The sequence below is a fragment of the Arthrobacter sp. TJ-236 genome (genome assembly GCF_058269235.1).
Genome location: NZ_JBZCNI010000002.1, coordinates 263,269 through 289,511 on the forward strand (window position 1 = coordinate 263,269; position 26,243 = coordinate 289,511).

Sequence of the window (26,243 nt, forward strand, 5' to 3'; positions counted from 1 at the left end):
GCAGGTGGCCACGAACGACATCGAGCCCTCCGTGCCCGCGCAGCGGACCGTCAAATCGGCGGAACGGGCGCTGGAGATCCTGCAGGTCCTCGGCGAGGCGCGGGATCCCATGTCCGTCACCGCGCTGCACCGGGCAACGGGATACCCGCGGTCGAGCCTGCACCAGCTCCTCCACACCATGGCGGCCATGCGCTGGATCGAGTTCACCGGGGACGGCTCCATGGTGGGCGTCGGATCGCGGGCGCTGATCGTCGGTACGTCCTACCTCGACCGCGACGGCGCCCTGCTCTTCGCGACCCGGCGGCTCGAGGAGATCCGTGACGAGGCGGGCTACACGACGCACTACGCCCGACTCGAGCAGTCGAACGTCATCTACCTCGCCACGCGCGAGACGAGCGAGAGCCACCGGGCCGTCTCGCGGGTGGGCCGGCAGCTCCCGGCCCACGCCACCGCCCTCGGCAAGGCCCTCCTGGCCGAACTCAGTCCCGCCGAGGTGTCCGCCGTCCTGCCCGAGGGCCGGTTGAGCCGGTTGACCCCGAACACCATCACCGACGTCGACGCCCTCGACGCAGCCCTCCTCGGTATCCGCGCCGCGGGATTCGCCTCCGAGCGCGAGGAGAACACGACGGGTGTGTCCTGCGTCGCCGCCGTCGTTCCCTACCGCATCCCGGCCACGGATGCGATCAGTTGCTCCATACCGCTGCACCAGGCGACGGAGGCCGAGGTGCGGCGGGTGTCCACCATCATCCGCCGACACGCCTCGGCGCTCGCGGTGACCCTTCGCGCGGAGGGCATCAGGTGATCCCGGCGCCGCTGGTCGCGGACGCGACGGACGAAGGGCTCCCACTACGGCATCACTGGAACGTCGTCGTCGGAGCAGGTCGCGCCGCCGAGGGGCTACGGGCCGACTGGCAGGACCATCTGGCCCTGGCCCAGCGTGAGATCGGCTACGGGTACGTCAGGTTCCACGGACTGTTCCACGACGACATGTTCGTGTACGTGGAACGCGACGGGCGGGTCCAGCCCACCTTCCGGTACGTCGACGAGCTGTTCGACCGCCTGCTCGAGACCGGGATCCGTCCCTTCGTCGAGTTCGGCTTCAGCCCGGGCGAGTTGGCACGTGAGAAGGCGACCGTCTTCTGGTGGGGGGCACACGGCTCGCCTCCCACGGACAACGCCAGATGGTCGGAGCTCGTGCGGCTGACGGTCGAGCACTGGCGTGACCGCTACGGGCTCGAGGAGATCCGGCGGTGGTACTTCGAGGTCTGGAACGAGCCCAACCTCAGCCCGTTCTTCCGCGGGACGCGCTCCGAGTACTTCGAGCTGTACCGCGTCACGGCGGCCGCGGTGAAAGGCGTGGATGCGTCGCTGCGCGTGGGTGGTCCGTCCACGAGCAATTTCGTGCCGGATGCCCGCTTCGACGGCGAGACGGAGAACCTGGCGGAACATGCGGTGGTGGTCGGGGCCGCGGATCTCGATGCCCTCGACTGGCAGCCCGTGTGGCTGCGGGCCTTCCTCGCGTACTGCGCGGAGCACGGACTCCCGGTCGACTTCGTCTCGTGTCACCCCTACCCGACCGATTGGGCGTTGGACGAACACGATCAAGGTCTCAAACTCACGCGCGGAGTGGACGCGACGCCCACCGACCTCCGCACGCTCAGGCAGATCGTCGACACGAGCCCCTACCCGGATGCCGAGATCCATCTGACGGAGTGGAACTCCAGCTCGAGCCCCCGCGACCACACCCACGACCACCTCCAGGCCGCGACGTTCGTCGTCCGCTCGAACCTCCGCACCCTCGGGCTCGTCGACTCGCTCGCCTACTGGGTCTTCACGGACATCTTCGAGGAGAACGGCGCCGGCCTCGAGCCGTTCCACGGCGGCTTCGGGATGCTCACCCACCACGGCATCCGGAAGCCCACCTGGCACGCGTACCGCATGCTGTCGCGGCTCGGCGACCGCCTTCTCGCAGAGGGTCCGTCCGGAGTGCTCTCGACCTCGTCCGTCACGGGCCGCATGAGCGGGCTGCTGCACCATTACCCGGACGAGGTCGGCCTGAGCGTCCCGGCGTCCTTCGACACCCGCGACGTCGCGGACGCGACGGCGGCGACGGGAACGGTCAGGACGCAGACGGTGCGGATCACGGGGCTCGCCCCGCGGGCCCGCGTCCGGCTCGAGTCGCTCGACGCGGCCCACGGGAACGTGATTGCGGCGTGGCACGCGCTCGGGGACCCGCTCAACCTCACGCGGGACCACGAAGCCGCCCTCCACGCGGCGTCCACAGCGCTCCACATCAGCGAGGTGCGAGCGGGTGATGACGGCGTGCTGCAGGTCGAGCTGCGGCTGGAGCCCTGGGCCGTCGTGCTGCTCGAGGAGCAACCCGACGCGTGAGGACGTTCCCCGCGTGCTGGAGGGAAGGCGATTGCGTTCGCGTCGGACGGCCCCGTCGTGGCACCGTAGTAGGTCGTGCACGTCACTGCGCAGTACGAGTAGGCGCACGGCACGCACTACGGCATCCAGCACTCAGGTCTCCACGCGGGACCACCACCGAAAGGCAACCCGCCCCGTGACAGCACCCGTCAGCTCCACCGTCGACCCCGCAGTGGATTCCGCCGTCGACGCGACCGCCGACCTCTCCGCCGAGGCACTCGCCGAGCGCATGCAGGACCCGAACTGGTGGCGCCAGGCGTCCGTCTACCAGATCTACCCCCGCAGCTTCGCCGATTCGAACGGTGACGGCATCGGGGACCTGAAGGGCATCACGTCCCGCATCCCCTACCTCGCCTCGCTGGGGATCGACGCCGTCTGGCTGAGCCCCTTCTACCCCTCGGCGCTCGCCGACGGCGGGTACGACGTCGACGACTACCGCGACGTGGACCCCAAGCTCGGCACGCTCGCGGACTTCGACGAGATGATCTCCGCGCTGCACGCCGCCGGTATCAAGCTCATCGCGGACATCGTGCCCAACCACACCTCCAACCGGCACGTCTGGTTCCAGGAGGCCCTGGCCTCGCCCAAGGGTTCGCCCGCGCGGGACCGGTACATCTTCCGCGAGGGCTCGGGCCAGGACGGATCGGTGCCGCCCTCGGACTGGGACTCCGTGTTCGGCGGCCCGGCGTGGGAGCGCACGGCCGACGGCCAGTGGTACATGCACATCTTCGCCAAGGAGCAGCCGGACCTGAACTGGGACAACCGGGAGGTCCGCGACGACTTCCTGACAACCCTGCGCTTCTGGTCCGATCGCGGCGTGGACGGCTTCCGGGTGGACGTGGCGCACGCCCTGACGAAGGACATGTCCGAACCGCTGCCCATGAAAGCCGCACTCGGTTCCGAGAACGAGAACAACAACGGCCTCCACCCGTTCTGGGACCGCGACGAGGTGCACGAGGTCTTCGCCGAATGGCGCCAGGTGTTCAACGAGTACACGCCGCCGCGCACCGCCGTGGCGGAGGCCTGGGTCCACGCCGAGCGTCGCTCGCGGTATGCGAGCCCCGAAGGCCTCGGACAGGCCTTCAACTTCGACCTGCTGCAGGCAGGCTGGGACCCCCGCGAGTTCCGCGACATCATCACGAAGAACCTCACGGAGGCGACGGCCTCGGGCGCATCCTCCACCTGGGTGTTCTCCAACCACGACGTCGTCCGGCACGCCACCCGCTACGGGCTGGCCCCGTCGCCGTCCGAGGGCGGGGCGATGAGCACGCACGGCCGGGACTGGCTGCTCGCCGGCGGTGCGGAGTCCGAGCTGGACCGCGAGCTCGGTGAGCGCCGGGCTCGCGCGGTCACGCAGCTCATGCTCGCGCTGCCCGGTTCGGCCTACCTGTACCAGGGGGAGGAGCTCGGCCTGCACGAGGTGGCGGACATCGCCGACGCGGACCGTCAGGACCCCACGTTCTTCCGCAACACGGGCGTGGACGTGGGCCGGGACGGCTGCCGCGTGCCGCTGCCCTGGACGCGTGACGGCGAGTCCTTCGGCTTCGGGTTCGGCCCCGCCCACCTCCCGCAGCCGGCGTGGTTCGGCGAGTACGCCGTGCAGGTGCAGGAAGCCGACTCCTCCTCGCACCTCAGCTTCTACCGCCGGGCGCTCGCGCTGCGACGCGAACTGCAGGGCGAGGAGCAGTTCGAATGGGTGGACGGCGGCTCCGACGAGGTGCTCCACTTCACGCGGCCGAGCGGCTGGCATTCGGTCACGAACTTCGGCTCGACGCCGGTGGACCTGCCCGCGGGCAGGCTGCTGCTGAGCAGCGCGCCGCTCGAGGACGGCCGTCTGCCCGGCGACACGACGGCCTGGCTGGTCTGATCCGGCCCGGTAGGCCGCTCGAAGATTAACGGCGGGTCGCCCTCACGGGGTGGCCCGCCGTCGTCGTCCCGGGGTGTCCGGGCCGGGTGACGAACGTCGCGCAGTGAAGGCTGCTGAGGCCCCGGGGCGCCGTGTCGAGGGGCCGCTGCGGGTTGCACTCCGCCGCAGGCCCTCGAAATACTGGAGGGGACGCGGAGGAGGGCAGTGGCATCGGCGGGTCGAACGAGCACGAGGAGCGGTTGCGCAAGGCCTCCCAGTACCGTGCCGCGCGGGGCGCCGGGGACGCGAGCGATGCGCTCGCCGAACTCGAACGGCAGAACGACGACGGCGGCGACGAGGCGACCGGCGAGATGGCCCCGCTACGCCAGGGCGAGGACGAGGTCAAGCGGGCCCGGCTGATCGTGGACCGCGCGATCGCCCGCGGCGAGTTCGACAACCTGGCGCTGGCCGGCAAGCCGATCCCGGGGCTCGGCGAGGCACACGACCCCGACTGGTGGGTCAAGGGCCTGATCCAGCGGGAGAACATCACCGGCCTCGGGCCGCGCGCCATCCTGCTGCGCACCGAGGACGCCGAGCTCGACGACCGCCTGGACCGCCAGTACACCGAGAAGCAGGTGCGGGACATCCTCGAGGACTTCAACTACCGCGTGATCGACGCACGGCGGCAGCTGCAGGGCGGGCCGCCGGTCATCACGAAGCTCCGCGACGTGGATGCGGAGGTGGAGCGGTGGCGCGAGCGCCGGGCCGCCGCGAGGCGCGCAGCCGAGGAGGCCGCGCCGCCCGCGCCGGAGAAGCGGTCCCTCTGGCGTCGGATCTGGCGGGGCGCCGACTAGTTCGGGATCACGGAGTAGAGGAACTTCCTCTTCACCATGACCCAGATGATCATCGTCACCACCGCGTGGATCACGAGGCCCTGCCACCAGCTGGTGCGGTCGAGGCCCGGCAGGTTTCCCACGGCGAGCACGAAGAACACGTGGACGATGAACACGTACAGGCTGGACTGTCCGAGCGGGATGTACAGCCAGCCGAAAGCCCTGTTGAGCGGCTTCCAGAAGCAGGTGAGGACGATGTGCGCGGCGACGACGAAGAACGCGAGGTCGATCAGGCGCCCGGGCTGCATGAACACCCGGACGTACCCGGCGTCGTACAGGCTCTCGTAGAAGCCCTCGGGGACGAACGGCAGCTCCAGGCGGAACGTCGAGTTCAGCCACAGGACGCCGAGGCCGAGTGCGTAGACACCGAGCAGGGCGCCGAAGAGGAGCTTCCCGGCGTTGCGGCTGAGCGCGTCGATGATCTGCCGGCGGTAGTAGCCCACCACGATCCCGTGCACGAAGATGACCTGCCACGTCAGCAGCGGGAACACGTCCTGGAACTGCGAGTCGACCACGCGTACGTGGTAGATGCTGTCGATGGCGTAGAGGGACCAGCTCACCAGCAGGAGCAGCCACCACAGCTTCTTCCGCAGCAGTTCCACGAGCAGCGGCACGCTGAGGGTCAGCACCACGAACAGACCCATGATGTTGAACGTCCACGGCCCCATGTTCAGGAGCAGCAGGTCGCGGATGGCGTACCCGGGCGGTGGGTAGTCGAACAGCCTGGCGGCATTGGGGTAGAGGTCGTAGACACGCCCCGCCGCACCTCCGCCGTCGTCGCCCGTGCCGCGGTCGGTGAACGTGGTGATCACATCGGCGTCGATGAAGGGCACGAGAGCGAGCAGGTACACCGCGAGGATCACGCCGAGGGACGTCAGGTAGAGGCGTAGCGCGCGCTTGAGGGTGCCCTTCAGCGCGGCCTTCGAGCCGAGCCGGCGGATCGCCACCGGGTAGACCATGCCCATCACCACGCCGGAGAGCATGACGAACAGTTCAGCACCCGTGATGGCCCCGACGATGTTCAGGGCCAGGAAGGACCACGGACCTGCCACCTCGATGTGGGTGACGACGACGGCGGTGATGATCCAGCCGCGCAGCAGATCCAGGCGCATGTCGCGCGGGTTCCGCTCGTCCGGGTAGCGCCACTGCGGCACGAACCTCCGGGCGAGCCCCGCGAGGAGCACCAGGACGAACAGTCCGACGACGGAGCCGACTAGCCAGCTCATCGCCGTGTTGGTGGGCGAGCCTGATTCCCATACCTGGGACGTCGCCTCGTTGGCGTCCTCCTGGGCGATCACCTCGGTGATGGGCCCGAGCCGGAGGCCCGGGTCCGTTGCGAGCGTGTCGGCGAGCGCCGCCGTCGCGCCGTCGTCTGTCAGGAGCCCCCAGTCCACCGTGTGGCCTTCGGCCTCGGGCTCCGGCCGCGAGGATTCGAGCCAGGTGACGGCCCCGATCTCGGGATACTCCTCCGCGATGCCGGGTGCCAGCACCTGCTCCAGCCAGGCCCGTTTGATCTCGGTCTCCGGCGCGCTGTCTGCGTCCTCGGGATCGAACAGGGCGGCGGTCTGCACGATCATCCGCTGGTCCCTGCCGGAGGCGTACTCCTTCGCGAAGTCGATCTGCGGGGCGCCGGGAGCCGCGCCGTACACGCCGGCGAGCTGGTCTGCGAACTTGTCCGGCTCCGGCAGCACGGACGTCCGGATGGCACCCGAGTAGGTGCGGGCGCCGTCGGTGACGGCGACCTGCCCGCTCTCGTAACTCCCGAAGTGGTAGAGGGAGAGCCCCACCCAGTCCACGGCGTCGTCGCCCGGGTAGTAGGGCGCGTAGGGGTCGTCACCGCCGTCGATCAGGCCGTTCCCGTTGCTGTCGAGTGCCGGGACGCTGCCCGATTCCAGCCCCTCGACGGCGCCGTACGCCTCCGTGAACGGGTACCCGGCCGCGTACGACGGCGCCCACACCATCGCCGCGGACGGCACCTCGGCGTGCACGACGTCCGCGACGGCGCGGAAGGCGGCCACGTACGCGTCCGGCTGCTGGCCCCAGCCGAACCAGGTGCCGTTCATCTCGGGTGCGAAGCGGAGGAAGAACGCGGTGCGCACTCCCTCGCTGATCCGCCCCAGGGTCTCCGCCAGGTGGGCGGCGTCCTCTGCCGTGAGCTCCTCGAGCGGAACGGTCGGTTCGAGCGAGACGACGGCCAGCGCGCCGAGCGGTGCGTTCTGCCGAGCGAGGTCCGCGAGGTCGCGTTCGGCATCGGCGTCGAGCGGGTAGGCGACGGGACGGCTGTAGAACGACGGCGTCACGCCGGACCGGTCCGCGTAGGCGCGGGCGCCGGAGGCGGACCAGTCGAGTTCCGGGCCGAAGTAGCGCCCCTCGGTGAGCGACGTCGGGTCCTCGATGGGCTGCTGGTCCTGCGTCGTCATGGTCACCGCTGGGGCGGCGATGGCGCCGGGAACCGCGGTGAGGGCGGGTGTGCCGAGCGCGATGAGCGCTGTCAACCACACTGCCATCAGAATCCGGACGGGTCCCCTCCGCCGATTCCGCCCCCGGGTGAGACCGGTCATTCCCTGGCGTCCTGCCTTTCCTTCGCACGAGCGATGTCCGCCTGATAGTGCTCGTAGCCGCGGTAGCGGACTGCTTCGATGATGACGCTGAAGATCACGAGGTCGAAGATGACCCAGACGATGTTTACGGTGGTGCCGAGGACGTCCGCCTGGCCCACAGCGAGGCGGATGATCCCGATGATCGCGGCCCCCACCAGCAGGCCCATGGCCCAGAGCTGCGGCTTCACGAGGTCCCAGCGGAGCTGCGCATCCTGCTGCAGTGTCTTCGGGGTGACGGCGAAGTCCAGGCTGCGTCCCAGGTACACGTTGCCGAACGCCGAGGTGACCGAGCGGATCCACACGGGGAACAGGGCCAGCGAGTACTGCTGGCCACGCCAGGTCTTGGTGCCCTTGCCCACGATCGCGAAGAGCAGCTGGTTCACCACGAGGAAGGGGATGAGCCGCGAGAAGAACTCGATGCTGATGGAGTTGACCGGGAGGATGCCGAAGATCAGGTAGATGATGGGCGCCGCGATGTAGATCAGGGCCGTGAAGCCGGAGAAGTAGCTCCACATGGTGGCCCCGTACATCAGCTTCTGGGCGATCGTCAGGCCCTTCTGGGCGAAGGGGTTCTCGCGGAACATGACCTGGATGGTGCCCTGCGCCCACCGGAGGCGCTGGGTCAGCATGGAGTTGAGGTCCTCGGGCGCGAGGCCGTCGGCGAGCTTCTCGTGGTGGTAGGCGGACTCCCACCCGAGGGAGTGCAACCGCATGCAGGTCGCCATGTCCTCGGTGACGGAGATGGTGGCCATCGGCATCACGGCCTGCGCCTCCCCGCTGCGGTCCGCGTTGACGGAATCGATGAGGACGCGGACGGCGTCGATCGCTGCGAGTGGCGACCAGGCGCGCTGGGCGAGCTGGTCGAGGGCGGCGTCGTCGACCACGGCGAGAGCGGGGGTCGACGCCGAGGCGTCCTGCAGACCGGCGTCGAGCCCGGCGATGTCGAGGTCCTCGAGCGACGCGAGATCCGCGTGGAACGCAGCGATGTCCGCGCTGACGAGCAGGCGCGTGATGGAGACCATCCGCTGCTGGAACTCGTAGGTGACCTCCGAGATGCCGTGCCCCTTCTGCAGGCGGCGGCGCACCCTCCTCAGGTCCTTCGCCACGAGGTCCAGGGCGTCGACCATGCGGTCGTTGCCCGGATCCAGCCCCTTCTTCGCCTTCGCTATGACCTTGTCCGAGGTCTTCAGGGCCTTGTGCAGGGCCAGTTCGATCTCCGTGACGTAGCGCGTGACGCCGAGCTGCATCAGGGCCTCGCGGCGGATGATGGCGTTGGAACCGCAGAAGAAGGCCGCGTTCCAGCCGTCCTTGCCCTGCTGGATGGGACCGTAGAACAGCGGCGCCTGGCTGCCGAGCGGGTCCGAGTCCGGAACGTTCACGAAGACCTGCGGGGTCTGCACGAGGGCCATCTTGTCGTTCGTGAAGTACCCGAGCGTCCTGTGGAGGATCTCCGGATCGGGAATCTGGTCGGCATCGAGGATCACGAGGAACTCGCCGTCCGTGGACGTCAGGGCGTTGTTCAGGTTGCCCGCCTTCGCGTGCCGCGGCATGTCCTTCCAGTCCGCCGAGCGCGTGATCCAGCCGATCCCCTCGGCGTCCGCCGCCTCTCGGACCTCCGCCCGGTTGCCGTCGTCGAGGATCCATGTGCGGTGCGGGTAGCGGATGGCCTTCGCCGCACGCGCCGTGGTCAGGACGAGATCCAGGGGCTCGTTGTACGTGGTGATGAAAACGTCCACCGTGAGGCCCTCCGGCGCCTCGGGCGGCGTGCGCTTCTTCAGCTTCCAGACCGTGAAGCCGAACAGCAGCGAGTCGATGAGCGAGTAGGTCTCCGCGAGGACCAGGGGTATGGCGATCCACCATGCATCCCAGTTGATCGAGTAGAGCCAGCGCCACACGATGTAGTTCAGCCCGAGGACGGTGGTCACGAGCACCACGGCGCGGATCAGCAGCCGGCGTCCGCCGGAGTCCTCCTGGTGCGGGTTCATCTCTGCGGCCGTGGACCCCGATGGTTCGGTACTCATGATGCGGGACTCCCGTTCCTACCTGTGCGCCTGGCACTGCTTCGGTGCCGGCCGGACGCCGGACCGGTAGCGCTGGGCCGCCCATCCGGTGTCAGGGGCCGCGAATACTGGAACAAAGGTACCTGAGTGTCCGGACGGGTCCCATACGGGATAGGCCGGGTTGACCCACTGCGTCAATCCTGAGGCATTGCTGAGCGAATCCGCCGGGTGGGGGCGGCGGATCGGCGGGAGGATGGAAGGGCCGGAGGCCCTGTGGTCGAGGACCGACGGCGGCGCTCGGGCAACCGCTCAGCGACAAGGGCAAAGCCGGTGCGAACCGGTGACGCAAAGCCACGGAACCCTCGAGGTCCGCCGGGCTACCGAACGAGAAGGTCTCCGCCATGCTTCCTTTTCCCGTACGTCGTCGTGCCCGCCAGGCAGTCACCGTCGAGACCCGCCCACAGCACCGGCGTCGGAACGCGGCGTCCTTCATCGGGGCCGTGACCGCAGCGCTGATGCTGGCGGTCGCCGTCCCGGCACCCGCGACCGCCGCCGACACCACCCCGATGGCGGCCAACCCCGGCCCGGTGGGCGACTTCGCCTGGAAGGGCTTCAACTGGGAGAAGCGGTGGTGGAGTGGCGCACCGAACTACAACAAGCTCTTCGACCCGGCCAACGTCAGCAGCCCCGACGCGAACGGCCATGTGACCATGACCCTCTCCAACCCCACGGGCAAGGCGGCGATCGGGGCGGAGTTCAACACCACGCGGCACGGCTTCGGGTACGGCACCTACAGCACCACCATCGAGAAGGACCTCACCACGCTGCAGAAGGAAGTGGTGTGGGGGTGCCTCTTCACCTACGACCCCGCCGTGGCCCCCGGCTACAACGAGATGGACCTCTGCGAGGCCAGTTCCTGGGGCGGAGGGAGCAACTACAACCAGGTGTGGCCGGTGACGCAGGGCCACGGCTTCTGGTTCGACGCCACCAAGCCCCCCGGAGTGGGCAACAACACCGCGATCTTCGGTGTCACCAACCACCCAATCCTCACCCACCGCCTGGTGTGGGAGCCGAACAAGCTCACCTTCGAGACCTTCGCGGGGGAGGGCTACGCCGGGCCGCTGCTCAAGCGCACGGTGTTGGAGGGCGAGAACGTCCCCGAGCCCGCTCGCGAGACCATCCACTTCAACCTGTGGGTGACCGACGGCGGCGGAGGCACCCCTGCGGCGGTCAAGCCGGAGAAGGTGGTGGTGAGGGACTTCTCCTTCACGCCGGCTCCTGCTCCGGCGCCTGCCCCTGCTCCGGTTCCGGCGGCGCCAGCCCCTGCTCCGATTCCGGCGCCAGCCCCTGCTCCGGCACCTGCCCCTGCTCCGATTCCGGCACCTGCTCCGGCACCTGCCCCGGCTCCGGCACCTGCCCCTGCTCCGGCACCGGCACCGGCACCGGCGCCAGCCCCTGCCCCTGCTCCGGTGCCCTCCATCAAGCTCGCCGTGGCGAGCGCCAAGGTGCGCGGCGGGATCATCACGGCGCTGGCATGGTCGGGGACGAAGGCGACGACGGTGACCCTCGTGACGAACGGCGTCAGGACCACCATCCCCAATACGGGCCGCTACTCGACGACGACGACGAGGGCGTCCGTCAGGTACCAGATCTGCGAGGGGACACGCTGCTCGCCGATCGTCCTCGGCGGGAAGTAGCCCCCGCGGCAGGATGCCCGTCCGACGGGGGACTCAGCCCTGCGGCTACTCCTCGCAGCCGCAGGGCTGAACACATATCCGGTCGCGGTTCGGCGGGTTGTCGCAGGGCTAGCTTGGATCCATGACCCACCTTCTCGCCTTCACCCACCGCTGGGGCGCGCCGACCGCCGCCGTCGTCTTCTTCGTCCTCTGGTGCGTGGCGGAAGCTGGACGGATGGGCGGGAGTTACGTCACATGGGACGGGGCGATCCCGCTCGCCATGATCACCGTGATGATCGGTGTTGCGGCATGGCAGCCAGCGGTGTCCCTCGTCCTCATGGGAGTGCTGCTCGTGGGTCAGCTGGTGACCCTCGTGCCGCCGATGAACGAGAACACGTGGCCCATGAACTTCGGTCTGGCGTTCGCCTTGTTCTTCGTGATCGCCAATTCGACGCGCAAGCTCCGCATGATCGGGTTCGCGGCCATCCCGGTCGTGGCCGCGACGGTGTGTTTCCTCCTTCTCTCGCGCCAGTACAGCGGTCAGCTGACGAACCTGGGCGGTCCCGTCTTCGCGTCGCGGTACGAGATGGTCGTGGCGTGGACGATCCTCAGCTCCTTCGCTGTCCTCGCTCTCGGCGTCGCCTGGCTCGCGGGCTTCCTCCTGCGGAACTCCGAGGAGCGGCGGGCGCTCGACCGCGAGCGCGAAGCCTTCGCCGAGAGCCTCCGCAGCACGGAGGTGGATCTTCTGATCGAGCAGGAACGGACGCGGATAGCCCGGGACCTCCACGATGTCCTGGCTCACTCCCTGGCCGTGATCGTGGCGCAGGCGGACGGCTCGCGCTACCTCAGCAGGGATCAGTCGCCCACGGTGCTGCGGGCACTCGAGAACATCAGCGATTCCGCGCGGAAGGCCCTCACCGATGCGCAGCGGGTGATCGAGGGCGTGCGGGCCGACGGCGTGGACTCGCCGCAGCCGGGCCTCGACGACCTCGACGCGCTGACCGCGACCATGGAGGAGGGCCACCTCCTGATCAGCAGGACGCACTCGGGAGAGCCGGTCGACCTGCCCGCGGGTCAGGAGCTCGCGATCTACCGGATCGTCCAGGAGAGCCTGACGAACGCTCTCAAACACGGCGGTGCCGGGACCGAGGTCAGGGTGCACCTCGACTGGAGCGGTCCGGGCCTCGCCCTGCAGGTGGCCTCCGATCCGAAGGTGCCGCTCGAGGACCGCGTGGTATCGCCGTCGACCGGGCGGGGTATCTCGGGCATGCGTGAACGTGCCCACCTCGCCGGCGGGTGGCTCGCGGCAGGGCCCGACGGCGACCACTTCCGGGTGACGGCGTTCCTTCCCTTCGGTCCGCGGCAGGTCGATGCCTTGGGTATGCCGGACCAGGGAGCGCTCACCCGTGGGTGAGGCCGCTCCTGGCACCGTCATCCGGGTGGCCCTCGTGGACGACCAGGTGCTGTTCCGCGCCGGCATCCAGATGCTCGTCGAGTCGCAGCCGGACCTCGCTTTCGCAGGCGGCGGCGGCACCGGCGAGGAAGCGGTGGCGCTCGTCGAGCGAGGGGAGATCGACGTCGTCCTCATGGACGTGCGGATGCCCGTGCTGGACGGCGTGACGGCGACGCGCCGCATCATGGAGCTCTTCGCCGGACGGGTCGACGACCCGCCCAGGATCATCGTCCTCACCACGTTCACGCGCGACGAGGCCGTGGTGGAGGCCGTGCATGCCGGGGCGAGTGGCTACCTGCTCAAGAGTGCCGAGCCGGAGTTCCTGCTCGCAAGCATCAGGGCCGTGCACGCCGGTCACGCCGTACTCGCACCCGGAGCCGCGCACGACCTGTTCGGGCACCGCGCACGCCCTCCGTTGCCGGACCTCCGTGCGATCGACGCCCTGTCCAGCCGGGAGCGTGACGTGTTCCTGCTCGTGGCGAAGGGATTGAGCAACGGGGAGATCGGCGGCAGCATGTTCCTCTCGGAGGCCACGGTGAAGTCCCACGTGCGCAGCATCCTCAGCAAGCTCGAGGTCCGCACGCGCATCCAGCTCGTCGCCTTCGCGTACGAGCACCGACTGCTCGGCTGACTGGAACGATGCCGGCCGGTACGGGCGGTACCGACTGGGATCGGGCCGACCGGGCCGACGCCGGTGTGAGCCGCACGGATCCGGCCGATGCACTGGCTGCCTACATGTCCGCGTAGCGGGCAGCCCGCCCGAGCGCCTCGCGCAGGCCGTCGGCGTCGAGCTGCGGCCCGTAGGCGGGGGTGTCGCGCTGGAAGCGCCACCCCTCCGCGAGGGCACCGGCGTCGACGGTGTCGAAGCCGAACTCGTCGAGGAGCTCGGTCACGGCCTGCTTGGCGTCCGAGTCGTCACCGGCGATGGGCAGGGCGCGGCGGCCCGGCGTCCCCGTGGGTGTGCCGTCCGTGGTCAGCTGCGCGAAGTGGATGCCGTTGAACACCTTCACCACGGAGGACCCGGGGAGGTGGCGCTGCAGCAATTCGCTCGTGGTGGTCGTCTCGTCGTCGAGTTCGGCGATGTGCCCGTCGCGCTCCGGGTAGTAGTTGCACGTGTCGATGACGAGCTTGCCCGCCAGCGGCTCGGCGGGGACGGCATCGATGCTCCTGAGCGGGATGGTGACCACGACGACGTCGCCCCCGGTGGCCGCCTCCTCCACCGTGCCGGCGCGTGCACTGTCACCGAGTTCGGCCACGAGCTCCTGCAGCGACTCCGGGCGGCGGGAGTTGCTCATGATCACTCGGTAGCCGCGGGCGACGGCGAGGCGCGCGAGCTGCCCGCCGATGTTGCCCGAGCCGATGAACCCGATGGTGCTGCGGACGCCACGTGGCTGCACGGACGTGTCCGCCGCCGTCCGCGTGTGCCCTGTCGGTGTGGGCGTCGTGTCCGGGGCTGTGTTCGGGGCTGTGTTCTCGGTCATGCAGGGACAACGGCGTGTGCGCAGTGTTATTCCTCAGGAGTCAGGTCTCAGCGGGCGCCCGCGTCCGTCCACACGTAGAACTTCTCCGGCCGCCCCGCGGACCCGTACTGCGGGACGATCCGCGCCTGGCCCCGCGCCACGAGGAACTCCAGGTACCGGCGGGCACTGACGCGCGCCATACCGAGGCGCTCGGCCACTTCGGAGGCGGACGTCCCGCCGCCGTGCGCACGGACGTCCAGCATCACGGCGTCGAGCGTGGGGGCGGAGAGGCCCTTGGGCGGCAGGAGCGTGGCGGTGCCCGTCGCAGTCCCCGACGCGCTCCCCGGGCCGGCGCCCGGGGTCGCGCCCGTGCGGAGCAGCTGGTCGATCCGCCCCTGGTCGAGGGCGGAGCCTCCGGCGGCCGCGTGGTCGTCGAGTTCGCGGCGGTAGGCGACGTAGTGGTCCAGCCGTTCGTTGAGCACGGCCGCGTTGAACGGCTTCACGAGGTAGTGCAGCACGCCGCCGGCCACGGCGGCACGGACGGTGTCGAGCTCGCGGGCGGCCGTGATCGCGATGACGTCGAGAGGGTCGCCGGGGCGGTTGCGGAGGGCCCGCAGCACGTCGATGCCCGTCATGTCCGGCAGGTGGATGTCCAGCAGCACCAGCCGGGGCCTCAGGGTCTCGGCCAGCTCGAGCGCGCGGGTGCCGGTGTGCGCGGCCCCGACGACGTCGAACGCGCCGTGCGCGAGCAGGAAGCCGGTGTGGATCCCCGCAACCTCGTGGTCGTCGTCGACCACGAGGGTGGGGATCTGGGGAACGGTGGCGGGGAGGGTCATGGCACCTGCAGCCCGGCGCGCGCCTCGACGTGGGACGGTGAGAGCCAGACGGTGAACTCGGCCCCGCCGAGGTCGGCGTCGTCCACCACCACGTGCCCCGAGCGGCGCCGGGCGATGCGGTCCACCAGCGCCAGGCCGAAGCCGCGCGTCCCGGTCCGGCCGCCGTCCTTCGTGGAGTACCCGGAGGAGAAGATGCCGTCGAGGTCCGCCGGGGCCACGCCGGGGCCGTTGTCGGCAACGGTGATGCGGACGGAGCCAGGCTCGGTGGCCACGTGCACCGAGACCTGGCCGTCGCCGCGCCCGCTCGCCGTCACGGCTTCCAGCGCGTTGTCGATCAGGATGCCGAGGACGGTCACGACGTCGGTGGTGCCGTCCGGTGCGAGGGTCGAGGAGTCGTCGATGATGAGGTCGATGCCCTTCTCGGCCGCGATGGTGCTCTTCGTCATGAGCAGGCTCGCGGCGTCCGGGTCCTGGATGCCGGGGGCGATGCTCCCGGAGACGAGTGACCCGCCGTGGCCGGAGCGCGAGATGAAGTCGACCGCCTGCTCGGTCCTGCCGAGCTCGAGGAGCCCGGAGATGGTGTGCATGCGGTTCGCGAACTCGTGCGCCTGGGCGCGGAGCGCCTGGGTGACGTCGCGTTCGCCGTCGAGATCGGTGAGCAGCTGGTAGAGCTCGGTGCGGTCACGGAGGATCATCACGCGGCCCACCCGCGTGCCGTCCACCAGGGCGTCCGAGGTGCGTGCGAGGAGCACGCGCTCGCCGGAGAGCACGGTCTCGTCGGTGTCCGCCGGATCGGTGAGCAGCCGCGCGAGGGAGGGCTCCATGACGTCCTCGGCCGGGCGGCCGGTGGCGGCGTCGTCGAGGCCCAGCAGCCGCTTCGCCTCGTCGTTGAGCAGTGCTATCCGGTGGTGCGCATCGACGGCCACCACCCCTTCGCTGATGCCGTGGATCATGGCATCGCGTGTCTCGAGGAGGGTGGCGATCTGCTCGGGTTCGAGGCGGTAGATCCGCAGCCAGACCAGGCGCGAGATCCAGCTGGCACCCGCCGAGCCCACCAGCGCGGCGACGATCAGCCAGATGAGCAGGCGGGGGAGGTCCTCGTAGAGGTCGGCGGCGAGTTCGGATTCGAGGACACCCACGGACGCCGTGCCGATGACGCCGCCGTCGCTGTTGCGGATGGGGACCTTCGCGCGCCACGACTTGCCCAGCGTCCCGGTCTGGGTGCCCACGAAGGTGTCACCGGAGAGCGGCACGGACGGATCCGTGGACACGAGCTCCCCGATCAGGTCCGGGTTCGGGTGCGAGTAGCGGATGCCCTCGTCATCCGTGACGACGACGTAGGTCACGCCGGTGGACTGCCGGATGAGGTCCGCGATGGGCTGGATGGTGGCGCTCGGGTCGGTCTCGTCGAAGGCCTCGACCACCGAGGGCAGCTGGGCGACGGACTGCGCGACGCCCAGCATCCGGTCCTGGTACTGCTCGCGGATCTGCAGGCGCTGCATGGTGACGGCGGTGCCGCCTGCCACCGCGACGATGACGAGGACGATGGCGAGCTGCAGGAAGAACAGCTGCGATCGAAGCGACATCGTCCTGATCATCCATCCAGTGTGACATGGGGCACTGCCGGGGCGGGGCGGTGACCACAAAGACCACTACGAGCACTACGACCGCATGCTTTACCCCCGCTCAGCCACCTTCCTACCCTGAGCACAGCAGTGGTGATCCGCATCACACACGTTCCCGCTCCCACCGAGCGCCCAATCTCAAGGAAGAGATCCCATGACCACCTCCCGCATCACGACGCGCCGTTCGGCGATCACGTCCCTCGCCCTCGTCTCCGCCCTCGCGCTCTCGGCCTGCAGCTCCATGACCCAGAGCACCACCGCCGGCGGCGACGACGGCGCCATCGAGCGCCTCAACATCGTGGTCCCCGCCGATCCCGGCGGAGGGTGGGACCAGACCGGCCGTGCCATGGAGACGGACCTCACCGAGAACGACCTCGTGGGCAACGCACAGGTGGTCAATGTCGGTGGTGCCGGGGGTACCAACGGCCTCGCGCAGCTCGCCACGGAGACGGACCCCAACACGCTCATGGTCATGGGTTACGTCATGGTGGGTGCGGTCGAGACCAACAACGCCGCCAACCGCATCGAGGACACCACGCCGATCGCCCGCCTCACCGAGGAGCCCCTCGTGATCGTGGTGCCGGCCGAGTCGCCCTACCAGACGCTGCAGGACCTCCTCGACGACGTCGAGGCCAAGGGCCAGGGCGTCTCCATCACGGGCGGATCGGCAGGAGGCGCGGACCACATCCTCGCGGGGTCCGTGCTCAAGGAAGCCGGCATCTCCTCCGACAAGCTGAACTACATCCCCTACTCCGGCGGCGGCGAGTCCCTCGCGGCACTGCTCGGCAACAAGGTCAACGCGGGCATCTCCGGTGTCGGCGAGTACGCCGAGCAGGTCGAGGCAGGCACGCTGCGCGCGCTCGCGGTGTCCGGTGAGGAAGCCGCACCGCAGCTGCCCGAGACCCCCACCCTCACCGAGGAGGGCGTGGATCTCGTGCTCACCAACTGGCGCGGTGTGGTGGCTCCCGGGAACATCGACGACGCCCAGGCGGAGAAGCTCACGCAGCTCGTCACGGACCTGCACGGCACCGACACCTGGAAGGCCACGCTCGAGGAGAACAATTGGAGCGACGCCTTCCTGACCGGCGAGGAGTTCGAGACCTTCCTCAACGAGGACATCACCGAGGTCAAGGCCACGCTCACCGACATCGGTCTGCTCTAGCCCATGAGCACCTCCGTGCAGAACGCGCCCGGGAGCAGCACGGCTGCTGCTCCCGGCCCTGCGGTGGGTGAGCTCGTCTTCGCGCTCATCATCGTGAGCATCGGCGTCGTCGGGTTCGTCGCCGGCGCCGGGATCCAGACCCCGCCCTCCGCGAGCGACATCGGCCCTCGTGCCTGGCCGTTCGCCGTCTCGGCACTGCTCGTCGTCGTCGGCGCCGGGCTGGTCCTCCAGGTGCTGCGCGGCAAGCGCGGCGCCCCCGACGAGGGGGAGGACGTGGACCTCGAGGCCGGCACCGACTGGCTCACGGTCGGCAAGCTCGCCGGCTTCGTGCTGCTCCACGCCTTCCTGATCGTGCCGCTCGGCTGGCCCGTCGCGGCAGCGATCCTGTTCTTCGGCGCCGCGTGGTCGCTCGGGGCTCGCCCCTGGTGGCGGAACCTCGTGACCGCCGTCGTGCTCGCGCTCGTGCTGCAGTTCGTGTTCGCCGGGCTGCTCGGCGTCTCCCTGCCCGCCGGCCTGCTCTCCGGGATCGAGGTGTTCGGTGGATAACTTCATGCTCCTCATGGACGGCTTCGCCACGGCGATGCAGCCCATGTACCTGCTTTTCGCGCTCGGCGGCGTGCTCGTCGGCACCGCCGTGGGCGTGCTGCCCGGCATCGGCCCCGCCATGACCGTGGCCCTGCTCATGCCCATCACCTACAGCCTCGAGCCGACGGCGGCGATCATCGTCTTCGCGGGCATCTACTACGGCGGTATGTACGGAGGGTCCACGACGTCGATCCTCCTCAACACCCCCGGGGAGTCCTCCTCGATCGTCACGGCGCTCGAGGGCAACAAGATGGCGAAGGCCGGCAGGGGAGCGGCGGCGCTGGCGACGGCGGCGGTCGGGTCCTTCGTGGCCGGCACCATCGCCACCGTGCTGCTGAGCTTCGTGGCCCCGTACGTCGCGGCCTTCGCGGTGCAGATCGGCCCGGTCGAGTACGTGGCCCTGATGGTGGTGGCCTTCCTGACGGTCGGCGCGCTACTCGGCTCGTCGGTGCTCCGGGGCCTCGCCTCGCTGGGCCTCGGCCTGTTCATCGCGCTCGTCGGCTTCGACGCCCTGACCGCGCAGCAGCGCTACACCTTCGGCAGTCCGTTCCTGGCGGACGGGATCGACGTCGTCCTCGTGGCGGTGGCGCTCTTCGCCGTCGGCGAGGCCCTGTACGTGGCGTCCCGCCTGCGGCACGGCCCGATCAAGATCATCCCGGTGACGGGCGGCTGGACCAGTTGGCTCCGGAAGGACGACCTCCGCCGCTCGTGGCGGCCCTGGCTGCGCGGGACCATGATCGGCTTCCCGGTCGGGACCATCCCCGCGGGCGGCGCCGACGTCGCGACGTTCCTCTCCTACGCCTCCGAGCGCAAGCTCGCCAAGGGCGAGAACAAGAAGGAGTTCGGCAAGGGCGCCATCGAGGGTGTGGCCGGTCCGGAGGCCGCGAACAACGCGGCCGCCGCGGGCGTGCTCGTGCCGCTGCTGACGCTCGGCATCCCGACGACGGCGACCGCCGCCATGATGCTCGTCGCGTTCCAGCGCTACCAGATCCCCGTGGGGCCGCAGCTGTTCGAGTCCAACAGCACCCTCGTGTGGGCGCTCATCGCGAGCCTCTACGTGGGCAACCTGATGCTGCTGGTGCTCAACCTGCCGCTGGTGGGCATCTGGGTCAAGATCCTGCAGATCCCGAGGCCCTATCTCTACTCGGGCATCCTGGTGTTCGCCGTCCTCGGCGCGTTCTCGGTGAACTTCACGCCGATCGACGTGATCATCCTCCTGATCGTGGGGATCCTCGGCTTCTTCATGCGGCGCTACGGATACCCGATCGCCCCCATGGTGGTGGGCCTGATCCTCGGGCCGATCTTCGAGAGCCAGCTGCGGCGCTCGCTCGCCATCTCGCAGGGTGACCCGGTGGCGCTCATCCAGTCGCCGGTGGCTGCGGTCATCTACGTGGCGCTGATCGTCATCTTCGCGCTCTCGTTCCTCCTCAAGCGGCGCCAGCGCCAGTTCGAGGCGATGGTGGCGGCGAACACCGATGCCGCCGACGTCGTCCGCGGAACGGACGTGCCCGCTGTGGCGACCGACACCACCGCCACCGACACCACCTGGAAGGACACCGATCGATGAGCACCATCGTGGTGGGATTCGTCCCCAATCCGCTCGGCGAGGCGACCGTCGCGGCGGCCATCGAGGAGGCTCGCCTCCGGCAGGCCGATCTCGTGGTCATCAACACCGCCCGTGCCGACCGGCTGGTCAACCCGGCCTACGCCGACGACGCCGATGTGGCTCGCCTCGACGCCATGCTGGGCGGTGCAGGCGTGCCCTACGCCATCCGCCACAGCCTCTCGGAGGCGACGGCGGCGGAGGAGCTGGTCGACGTCGCCGCCGAGGTGGGGGCCGAGCTGATCGTGATCGGCCTGCGGCACCGCACGCCCGTGGGGAAGCTGATCATGGGCTCGACGGCGCAGACAATCCTGCTGACCGCCCGCTGCAACGTCCTGGCGGTCAAGCTGCCCTGACGCTCGTCCGCCGTCGGACCCTGCAGAACCAGACCACCGAGCCGCACGTGTGCCACGCATCACAAGAGACAGTGCGTGCGGTTCGGTGGCCGGGCAACGACCTACAGATGGCAGGACGGGTTCCATCCGCCCCCTCGGAGCCCGTCCTGCCGCCTGCACGCCCTTCGACGCCTCTGGGTGTGACAGCTCAGAGCACCGGCGCCTCACGACGCTTCGCATCCACGGAGGACGACACCGCGGCGCCGAGCAGCAGCAGCCGCATGGTGCGCTCCGTCGCCTCGATCAGCAGCTGCTCGCCGTTCGCCACCGCGTCCTCGAGGTTCATCGGGATGGTCATGATCGAGGCGATCGCGTCGATCCCGATGTCATGCACGTCCGGGGCACCCTTGCCGAGCGATCCCGCGAGCGCCAGCACCGGTACCCCGGCCAGCTGCGCCCGGTGCGCGACGACGGCGGGCACCTTGCCGTTCGGCGTCTGGAAGTCGATGGCTCCCTCGGCGGTGATCACGAGATCGGCCTTCTGCATGAGGGCGTCGAGGTCCAGCCCCGCGAGTCCGCTGTCGATCAGCGCCTCGAACCGGGGGACGAGGCTCGCGCCGACGGCGGCGAGACCCGCGCCGAGACCGCCGGAGGCGCCGGTCCCCGGCCCGGTCCGGTAGTCGACGCCGGCGCCCACGCCGTCGTGCTCCAGCACCCGCGCCCACTGGCGCATGGCCTTCGCGAGTTCCTCGACCTGCTTCGGTGAGGCGCCCTTCTGGGGCCCGAAGACGCGCGCCACCCCCTTCTTCCCGCAGAGCACGTTGTGCTGGTTGCACGCGAGCACGATCGTCGCCTCCCGCACGCCGGGGTGGAGGCCGGAGAGGTCCAGCTGTTCGGCCCGGATGAGTGCGGACCCACCGAAGGGCAGCTCGCGTCCCTTGCCGTCGAGCACCTTCGCGCCGAGCGCCTGGAGCGCGCCCGCACCGCCGTCGCTCGTGCCCGAATCGCCGCATCCCACCACGATGGTGCGGATGCCCTCGTCGAGTACCGCCCGGATGAGTTCGCCCACGCCGTAGGTGGTGGTGGCGCCCGGGTCGCGGAGCGTGCGCGGTACGAGCCGGAGGCCCGCGGCGGCGGACATCTCCACGACCGCGGTACCGGTCGCGGCACCGCCGAGGCGCGCGAAGTGGGACTCGACGGGGGTACCCACCGGCCCGGTCACGTTGACGGGGACGAGCACGCCTCCCGTCGCGGCAGCGAGCGTGGCGGCGGTGCCCTCACCGCCGTCGGCGATCGGGACGGCCGTGATCTGCACCCCCGGCAGCACGCGGCGGACCCCCGCGGCGATGGATCGGGCCACGGTCTCCGCGTCGAGGGACTCCTTGAAACCGCTGGGTGCGATCAGGATGCGCTGGGGGACTGCCATGGTGGTTCTCCTCGGTCGGTGTCGGTCGGTGTTCGGCGATGTTGATGGGGGTCGGGTGGTCGTCAGGACGGCGGTCAGGGGAAGAGCGGGAGGCCGAGCAGCGGCCACACCAGGAAGCTGAAGGCGAGCACGAGGATCAGGTTGACGGGCGCGAGGACGGTCGAGAGCCGCAGCAGGTCCTTCGGCGAGTACGTCTCCACACCGTCCACGGCGGCGAACATCGCGACCGGCTTGGCCGAGCTGGGCAACGTATGGCAGAAGCCGGCGGCGGCGGTCGAGGCGAACGCCGCGGCCATGGGGTCCACACCCACGGCGGGGGCGAGGGCGATCACGAGGGGGATGAGCACCGCGGACCTCGCCGACCTGCTCTGGATGACGAGGTGGGCGAGGGTGGACAGCACCACCACGAGCACCACGAACAGCGGCGCGGCAGCGGCACCGAGCGCCCGGATGGGTTCGAGAACCCCGCCTGCGAGCCACGTGGCGGCGCCGGTGGAGACGAGGGCGTTGCCGAGGGCCAGCGTGGCCGCCATGAACAGCAGCAGCGACCACGGGACCGACTTCAGCCCCTTCGCGAGATCGACGGAGCCGTAGGCCGGTGATGCGGCGATGAGCGCCCCGATCAGCGCCACGAGCGCGGGGTGCAGCCCGTGGAGGGGTTCGGTGCACCACAGCACGACGACGGCCCCGAGCAGGAGCGCGGCCCGCGACTCGGCGACGGTGAGCGGCCCCGTGACGGGTGTGGCGGAGTGCTCCTCGAGATCGGCCGTGCTGATGCTCAGGCGCTCGCGGCGTTCCGCGCCCGTCGTGAACAGGTGCAGCACCAGTTCGGCGCAGCTGTGCGACGCCACGAGGGCGAGGGGCAGGCCGAGGAGCAGCCAGGTGGCGAAGTCGAAGCCGCTGCCGGTGGCCGTCTCGAGGATCTGGCTCGTGATGAGGTGCGCCCCCGCGCCGAGGAACGAGCCGACGGCCGAGAGGAGAATCACCGACGGGAAGAGGATGGCCAGCGCCCGCACCAGGGCGGTGCGGCCGGGCAGTGCCTGCCGAATAGCGAGGAACACCGGCAGGGCGAGGGCGGCGCGGCCCGACGTCGAGGGCACCGCGAATGCGGTGACCACGAGCGCCAGGGTGGTGAGGTGCGCGAGCTGCCGCGGGGTGGAGGCGCCCGTGATGATGAACGCGGCACCACGGGTGGCGAGTCCGGACGCTCGCACTCCTGCGGCGATCACGAAGGCCGCCAGCAGGAGCCAGACCGTCTCCTCGCCGAGCGTGGAGAACAGCGCACCGGTGTCCATGGTCCCGGTGAGCACCAGGACCGTGGCCGCGCCGAGGGCCACGTAGGTGTCGTCGATCGATGTGAAGATCCACAGCCAGACGGCCAGGACGAAGACCATCAGGGTGACGGCACCCTGCGGCGTCAGTCCGGAGCCGGGCTGCTGCGCGGCGAGGATGATGCCCACCGCGAGGGCGAGCCCGACCGCGGCCCCAGCGACTCGCACGACAGCCGGTCGGCCCGCGCCCGGCAGCTTCGCCTCCGGGCGGCGGTCCGGCCTGCCGCCGGTGCGCTGCGGGGGAGTGGTGGAGTGCTCGACGACGCTCATGGCAGCCGCACCAGGGCCAGCAGGTCCGTGAGGAGGAACGGCGTGGTGAGGTGCCGGGTGGAGCCGGCTCCGTGCTCGTTTCCGCCGGCGGTTTCACCACGCGTCAGCACGATCGCTGGAGTGGTCACGCCTTCGCTGCGGATCTGAGCGAGGACCTCGGGGCCGGCGAGGAGCGGCAGATCGGCTCCGAGGATGAGGCGGTCGAACCCGGCGGCGCGGGCCAGGAAGAGCGCCGTCTCGCCGTCGTCGGCCTGCTCGGTCCTGTACCCGGCATCCTCGAGGGCCGCGGAGAGCCGGGAGGCGAGGGCGGCGTTCCCCTCGGCGATCAGGACGCGGCTCATGGTGTCTCCTTCAGGGTGTCCCGCAGGGGCTGGTCGGACGGGAGGCGGTCGGGGCGGGGCTGCTGGATCGGGAGCTGGGCCGTCACCGGGCGGCCGCCCGACGCGGCGTTCGTACCGGTCCGCGCGGCGACGAGCAGCGGTGGATGCGCGGGTGGCGCCGGCGGTGCGGCCGGACCGCCAGGAGCGGGTGGAGCCGACGACGGCGACGGCGCACCGGTCGCGTCCCCGGAGCGATGCGTCACCGTCTGCGGTGCCGGCAGCAGGAGGCCGAAGGTGGAGCCGTGTCCGGTCTCGCTGCGGACCCAGGCCGAACCGCCGTGGGCGTCGGCGATGGCGCGCACGATCGAGAGTCCGAGGCCCGCGCCGCCGCGCTGACCGCCCTGGGCCAACCGGTCGGCAGGCAGCGCGCCCGCGGTGCCGAGCTGGAATCGTTCGAAGATCACGCCCGCTTCCTCCTCGGTGACGCCGGGGCCCGTGTCCTCGATCCACAGCCGCAGCTGACGTGCCGCACCGCGGCCCTCGAAGGCCGAACCGAGCCGCACCGCCGAACCCTGGGGTGAGTACTGCACCGCGTTCGCGCCGAGCTGCAGCATCGCCTGGGTGACCCGCTGCCGGTCGAGGGGCGCAACGCCCTCGGCAACCTCCATCAGTAGCCACCGGCGGTCCCCGAGCGCCTGCATCTTCGCGTCGAGATCGAGCATGAGGTGCGCCACGTCCACGGGTTCCTGCCGCACGAAGTCGGCGCGCTCCGCCTTCACGAGCAGCAGGAGGTCCGAGACGATCCGGGCCATCCGCGACAGTTCGTCGTCCACGAGGGCGAGGGTCGCCCTCCGGCTCGCGGGCTCGTCGTCGATGAGTTCGAGGTGCCCGCGGATGACCGTGATGGGCGTCCGCAGCTCGTGGCTGGCGTCGTCGATGAACCGTCGCTGGGTCACGTAGGCCTGCTCGAGGCGGTCGAGCATGTCGTTGAAGGTGGTGGCGAGCGCTGCGACGTCGTCGCGCCCCTGGACGGGGACGCGCAGCGTGAGGTCGGACTCGGTGATCTCGGCCGCGACCCGCCGGACGTCCCGGATGGGGCGGAGGATCTGCCCGGCGACCAGCCAGGCGATGCCGGCCGTGAAGAGCAGGCCGCCGAGGGCCACGAAGAAGATCACGGTGACGGTCTCCTGCACCTCGGCGTAGCCCACCCGGGTGAAGTTGGCGATGACGAGCGACCCGTCCTCCGAGCCGGCCTGCACATCCACCTTCCCCCAGCGCATCATGCCCGCCGGGGTCTCGAGGACGCCGGACGCCGCCGGGTCCTGCCGCAGCTCCTGCAGGATGGCGGCATCGTCCGTGAGCCGGTAGCCGCCGTCGTCCACCGTTCCCGCGTAGGAGCCGAGGTAGAGCACCTCGTCACCGGTGAGTCCGAGGATCACTTCCGAGGACGAGGAGTTCTGGCGCGACAGATAGCGCTCCAGCAGGGCGCCCACCGACGTGTACTCCTGGGCGGTCTGCGGATCCACGGCCTCGGAGGCGAAGGTCGTGAACTCCTGGACCTCCTGCACCACGTCGTCGTTGGCCTCGCGGTCCACGCCCGCGATCAGCAGCGAACGCACCGTCACCACGAGAGCGAGCAGGGCGAGGGCGGTGGTCAGGATGATCCAGCCGACGATCCGCCAGCGTGCCGAGACGGCGGAGCCGCCGAGCGGCTTCCTGGGGAGGGGCGACGCCGGCATTCCCGTGCCCGGAGCCCGGAGTGCGTCACGTGCATCGGCGGCCATCAGTCGTCACCGTCCGAGCCGTCGTCATCCCCGGTATCGTCCCCGGCGTCATCCTCCAGTCCGTCGTCGAGCACCTCACGCTCCACGAGCCCGGGGGCCGGGCCGGGAGCGGGTGCGGGGGCAGGAGCGGGAGCTGGTGCCGGAGCTGGTGCCGGAGCAGGTGCGGGTGCGGGTGCCGGTTCGGCGTCCGTCGGCGCTGGGCTCGGAGTGCTAGGAGCGGGCGACGCTGCGGGCGGCGTGCCCGGTCCGGTTTCCTCCGCGGCGCCGTTCCCCGTGCCGTTCCCCGTGCCGTCCCCTCCGGTGTCGTCGCCTGCGGCGCCGTTCCCGGTGCTGCGGTCGGCGGTGCCGCCGTCGTCCGCGGCGCCGGCGGGCGCGAGGTCGACGACGACCGTCTGCGGTTCCACCGGCGGGACGTCGGCCGGCGTCGCCAGGGACTGGCTCGCCACCGCGAGGAGTGCGGGGACAGCGAGCAGACCGGTGGCTGCGAGGATGCGGGGCATGAGGGCCATGACGGACTCCTGGGGCATGAAGGAGGAAGCGGTGGGGGTGTGGCGGGGACGCGCGAGCACGCGCGCCGTGGTGCAGCGAGCACGTGGATCGCGGCGCGC

General features: G+C 70.3%; 21 protein-coding genes and 1 riboswitch. Of the genes, 11 read left to right on the forward strand and 10 right to left on the reverse strand.

Annotated elements, in window-relative coordinates:
• Window positions 1-4 precede the first annotated feature (4 nt).
• The 4 genes from AC4D16_RS09970 to AC4D16_RS09985 all read left to right on the forward strand — a co-directional run bounded on the left by AC4D16_RS09970 (window position 5) and on the right by AC4D16_RS09985 (window position 5,130).
• Window positions 5-802, forward strand: a complete 798-nt coding sequence (locus AC4D16_RS09970; RefSeq protein WP_490954876.1) for an IclR family transcriptional regulator — start codon at window positions 5-7, stop codon at window positions 800-802.
• Complete coding sequence (locus tag AC4D16_RS09975) at window positions 799-2,391, forward strand: GH39 family glycosyl hydrolase (protein WP_490954877.1); 1,593 nt, start codon at window positions 799-801, stop codon at window positions 2,389-2,391. The genes AC4D16_RS09970 and AC4D16_RS09975 overlap by 4 nt, the downstream gene beginning before the upstream one ends.
• Before the next feature lie 268 nt (window positions 2,392-2,659).
• On the forward strand, window positions 2,660-4,297 hold the full coding sequence (locus tag AC4D16_RS09980; protein ID WP_490955182.1) for a glycoside hydrolase family 13 protein: 1,638 nt from the start codon (window positions 2,660-2,662) through the stop codon (window positions 4,295-4,297).
• A 209-nt stretch (window positions 4,298-4,506) separates the two neighbouring features.
• Window positions 4,507-5,130 carry a DnaJ family domain-containing protein gene (locus AC4D16_RS09985; RefSeq protein ID WP_490955183.1) on the forward strand — a complete coding sequence of 208 codons (624 nt, stop codon included), beginning with the start codon at window positions 4,507-4,509 and terminating at the stop codon, window positions 5,128-5,130.
• On the opposite strand, the gene opgC is transcribed toward AC4D16_RS09985, so the two are convergent.
• The gene (gene opgC / locus AC4D16_RS09990; protein ID WP_490954878.1) at window positions 5,127-7,676 is read right to left on the reverse strand and encodes an OpgC domain-containing protein; all 2,550 of its coding nucleotides are present in this window, start codon (window positions 7,674-7,676) and stop codon (window positions 5,127-5,129) included. The two genes, AC4D16_RS09985 and opgC, sit on opposite strands and share 4 nt — an antisense overlap.
• Before the next feature lie 50 nt (window positions 7,677-7,726).
• Window positions 7,727-9,754: a glycosyltransferase gene (locus AC4D16_RS09995; protein ID WP_490955184.1), complete on the reverse strand. Its 2,028-nt coding sequence runs from the start codon at window positions 9,752-9,754 to the stop codon at window positions 7,727-7,729.
• 325 nt (window positions 9,755-10,079) lie between these two features.
• Window positions 10,080-10,154: riboswitch (cyclic di-GMP riboswitch) on the forward strand.
• Between the two features lie 16 nt (window positions 10,155-10,170).
• Here AC4D16_RS09995 and AC4D16_RS10000 point away from each other — a divergent pair.
• The 3 genes from AC4D16_RS10000 (at window position 10,171) to AC4D16_RS10010 (ending at window position 13,529) form a co-directional block, all read left to right on the forward strand.
• On the forward strand, window positions 10,171-11,466 hold the full coding sequence (locus AC4D16_RS10000; RefSeq protein ID WP_490954879.1) for a LamG domain-containing protein: 1,296 nt from the start codon (window positions 10,171-10,173) through the stop codon (window positions 11,464-11,466).
• Between the two features lie 121 nt (window positions 11,467-11,587).
• Window positions 11,588-12,859 (forward strand): sensor histidine kinase, encoded by a 1,272-nt coding sequence (locus tag AC4D16_RS10005; RefSeq protein WP_490954880.1) that lies wholly within the window; start codon window positions 11,588-11,590, stop codon window positions 12,857-12,859.
• Entirely contained in the window at window positions 12,852-13,529 is a 678-nt protein-coding gene (locus AC4D16_RS10010) for a response regulator (protein ID WP_490954881.1), read from the forward strand. Before AC4D16_RS10005 ends, AC4D16_RS10010 begins: the two co-directional genes overlap by 8 nt.
• A 100-nt stretch (window positions 13,530-13,629) precedes the next feature.
• Here AC4D16_RS10010 and AC4D16_RS10015 read toward each other — a convergent pair whose 3' ends face one another.
• The 3 genes from AC4D16_RS10015 to AC4D16_RS10025 are packed head-to-tail and all read right to left on the reverse strand — an operon-like array spanning window position 13,630 to window position 16,780.
• Window positions 13,630-14,379: an NADPH-dependent F420 reductase gene (locus tag AC4D16_RS10015; RefSeq protein WP_490954882.1), complete on the reverse strand. Its 750-nt coding sequence runs from the start codon at window positions 14,377-14,379 to the stop codon at window positions 13,630-13,632.
• 47 nt (window positions 14,380-14,426) lie between these two features.
• Window positions 14,427-15,194, reverse strand: coding sequence for a response regulator (locus tag AC4D16_RS10020; RefSeq protein ID WP_490954883.1), 768 nt, complete (start codon window positions 15,192-15,194; stop codon window positions 14,427-14,429).
• Window positions 15,191-16,780 (reverse strand): ATP-binding protein, encoded by a 1,590-nt coding sequence (locus tag AC4D16_RS10025; protein WP_490954884.1) that lies wholly within the window; start codon window positions 16,778-16,780, stop codon window positions 15,191-15,193. Before AC4D16_RS10025 ends, AC4D16_RS10020 begins: the two co-directional genes overlap by 4 nt.
• 193 nt (window positions 16,781-16,973) lie before the next feature.
• Here AC4D16_RS10025 and AC4D16_RS10030 point away from each other — a divergent pair, with 193 nt between their 5' ends.
• The 4 genes from AC4D16_RS10030 to AC4D16_RS10045 are packed head-to-tail and all read left to right on the forward strand — an operon-like array spanning window position 16,974 to window position 20,525.
• Window positions 16,974-17,981 carry a Bug family tripartite tricarboxylate transporter substrate binding protein gene (locus tag AC4D16_RS10030; protein WP_490950378.1) on the forward strand — a complete coding sequence of 336 codons (1,008 nt, stop codon included), beginning with the start codon at window positions 16,974-16,976 and terminating at the stop codon, window positions 17,979-17,981.
• Between the two features lie 3 nt (window positions 17,982-17,984).
• Window positions 17,985-18,527 (forward strand): tripartite tricarboxylate transporter TctB family protein, encoded by a 543-nt coding sequence (locus AC4D16_RS10035; RefSeq protein WP_490950377.1) that lies wholly within the window; start codon window positions 17,985-17,987, stop codon window positions 18,525-18,527.
• Window positions 18,520-20,133: a tripartite tricarboxylate transporter permease gene (locus tag AC4D16_RS10040; protein ID WP_490954885.1), complete on the forward strand. Its 1,614-nt coding sequence runs from the start codon at window positions 18,520-18,522 to the stop codon at window positions 20,131-20,133. The genes AC4D16_RS10035 and AC4D16_RS10040 overlap by 8 nt, the downstream gene beginning before the upstream one ends.
• Window positions 20,130-20,525 carry a universal stress protein gene (locus AC4D16_RS10045; protein ID WP_490950375.1) on the forward strand — a complete coding sequence of 132 codons (396 nt, stop codon included), beginning with the start codon at window positions 20,130-20,132 and terminating at the stop codon, window positions 20,523-20,525. The genes AC4D16_RS10040 and AC4D16_RS10045 overlap by 4 nt, the downstream gene beginning before the upstream one ends.
• Before the next feature lie 187 nt (window positions 20,526-20,712).
• On the opposite strand, the gene AC4D16_RS10050 is transcribed toward AC4D16_RS10045, so the two are convergent.
• From AC4D16_RS10050 to AC4D16_RS10070, 5 genes are all read right to left on the reverse strand, one after another.
• Complete coding sequence (locus AC4D16_RS10050) at window positions 20,713-21,930, reverse strand: glycerate kinase (protein ID WP_490954886.1); 1,218 nt, start codon at window positions 21,928-21,930, stop codon at window positions 20,713-20,715.
• 74 nt (window positions 21,931-22,004) lie between these two features.
• Window positions 22,005-23,531, reverse strand: a complete 1,527-nt coding sequence (locus AC4D16_RS10055; protein WP_490954887.1) for an SLC13 family permease — start codon at window positions 23,529-23,531, stop codon at window positions 22,005-22,007.
• Entirely contained in the window at window positions 23,528-23,872 is a 345-nt protein-coding gene (locus tag AC4D16_RS10060) for a response regulator transcription factor (protein WP_490954888.1), read from the reverse strand. Before AC4D16_RS10060 ends, AC4D16_RS10055 begins: the two co-directional genes overlap by 4 nt.
• On the reverse strand, window positions 23,869-25,635 hold the full coding sequence (locus AC4D16_RS10065; RefSeq protein ID WP_490954889.1) for a sensor histidine kinase: 1,767 nt from the start codon (window positions 25,633-25,635) through the stop codon (window positions 23,869-23,871). Before AC4D16_RS10065 ends, AC4D16_RS10060 begins: the two co-directional genes overlap by 4 nt.
• Window positions 25,635-26,144 carry a hypothetical protein gene (locus tag AC4D16_RS10070; protein WP_490954890.1) on the reverse strand — a complete coding sequence of 170 codons (510 nt, stop codon included), beginning with the start codon at window positions 26,142-26,144 and terminating at the stop codon, window positions 25,635-25,637. The genes AC4D16_RS10065 and AC4D16_RS10070 overlap by 1 nt, the downstream gene beginning before the upstream one ends.
• Between the last annotated feature and the right edge of the window lie 99 nt (window positions 26,145-26,243).

Excerpts from the sequence above, each read along its gene's own strand:
- AC4D16_RS10000 (WP_490954879.1), top strand. The coding sequence starts at position 10,171 with ATGCTTCCTTTTCCCGTACGTCGTCGTGCCCGCCAGGCAGTCACCGTC.
- AC4D16_RS09995 (WP_490955184.1), bottom strand. The coding sequence starts at position 9,754 with ATGAACCCGCACCAGGAGGACTCCGGCGGACGCCGGCTGCTGATCCGC.
- AC4D16_RS10060 (WP_490954888.1), bottom strand. The coding sequence starts at position 23,872 with ATGAGCCGCGTCCTGATCGCCGAGGGGAACGCCGCCCTCGCCTCCCGG.
- AC4D16_RS10045 (WP_490950375.1), top strand. The coding sequence starts at position 20,130 with ATGAGCACCATCGTGGTGGGATTCGTCCCCAATCCGCTCGGCGAGGCG.
- AC4D16_RS10055 (WP_490954887.1), bottom strand. The coding sequence starts at position 23,531 with ATGAGCGTCGTCGAGCACTCCACCACTCCCCCGCAGCGCACCGGCGGC.
- AC4D16_RS09980 (WP_490955182.1), top strand. The coding sequence starts at position 2,660 with ATGCAGGACCCGAACTGGTGGCGCCAGGCGTCCGTCTACCAGATCTAC.
- AC4D16_RS10005 (WP_490954880.1), top strand. The coding sequence starts at position 11,588 with ATGACCCACCTTCTCGCCTTCACCCACCGCTGGGGCGCGCCGACCGCC.
- AC4D16_RS10025 (WP_490954884.1), bottom strand. The coding sequence starts at position 16,780 with ATGTCGCTTCGATCGCAGCTGTTCTTCCTGCAGCTCGCCATCGTCCTC.
- opgC (WP_490954878.1), bottom strand. The coding sequence starts at position 7,676 with ATGGCAGTGTGGTTGACAGCGCTCATCGCGCTCGGCACACCCGCCCTC.
- AC4D16_RS10030 (WP_490950378.1), top strand. The coding sequence starts at position 16,974 with ATGACCACCTCCCGCATCACGACGCGCCGTTCGGCGATCACGTCCCTC.
- AC4D16_RS10070 (WP_490954890.1), bottom strand. The coding sequence starts at position 26,144 with ATGGCCCTCATGCCCCGCATCCTCGCAGCCACCGGTCTGCTCGCTGTC.
- AC4D16_RS10020 (WP_490954883.1), bottom strand. The coding sequence starts at position 15,194 with ATGACCCTCCCCGCCACCGTTCCCCAGATCCCCACCCTCGTGGTCGAC.
- AC4D16_RS10050 (WP_490954886.1), bottom strand. The coding sequence starts at position 21,930 with ATGGCAGTCCCCCAGCGCATCCTGATCGCACCCAGCGGTTTCAAGGAG.
- AC4D16_RS10015 (WP_490954882.1), bottom strand. The coding sequence starts at position 14,379 with ATGACCGAGAACACAGCCCCGAACACAGCCCCGGACACGACGCCCACA.
- AC4D16_RS10035 (WP_490950377.1), top strand. The coding sequence starts at position 17,985 with ATGAGCACCTCCGTGCAGAACGCGCCCGGGAGCAGCACGGCTGCTGCT.
- AC4D16_RS10065 (WP_490954889.1), bottom strand. The coding sequence starts at position 25,635 with ATGGCCGCCGATGCACGTGACGCACTCCGGGCTCCGGGCACGGGAATG.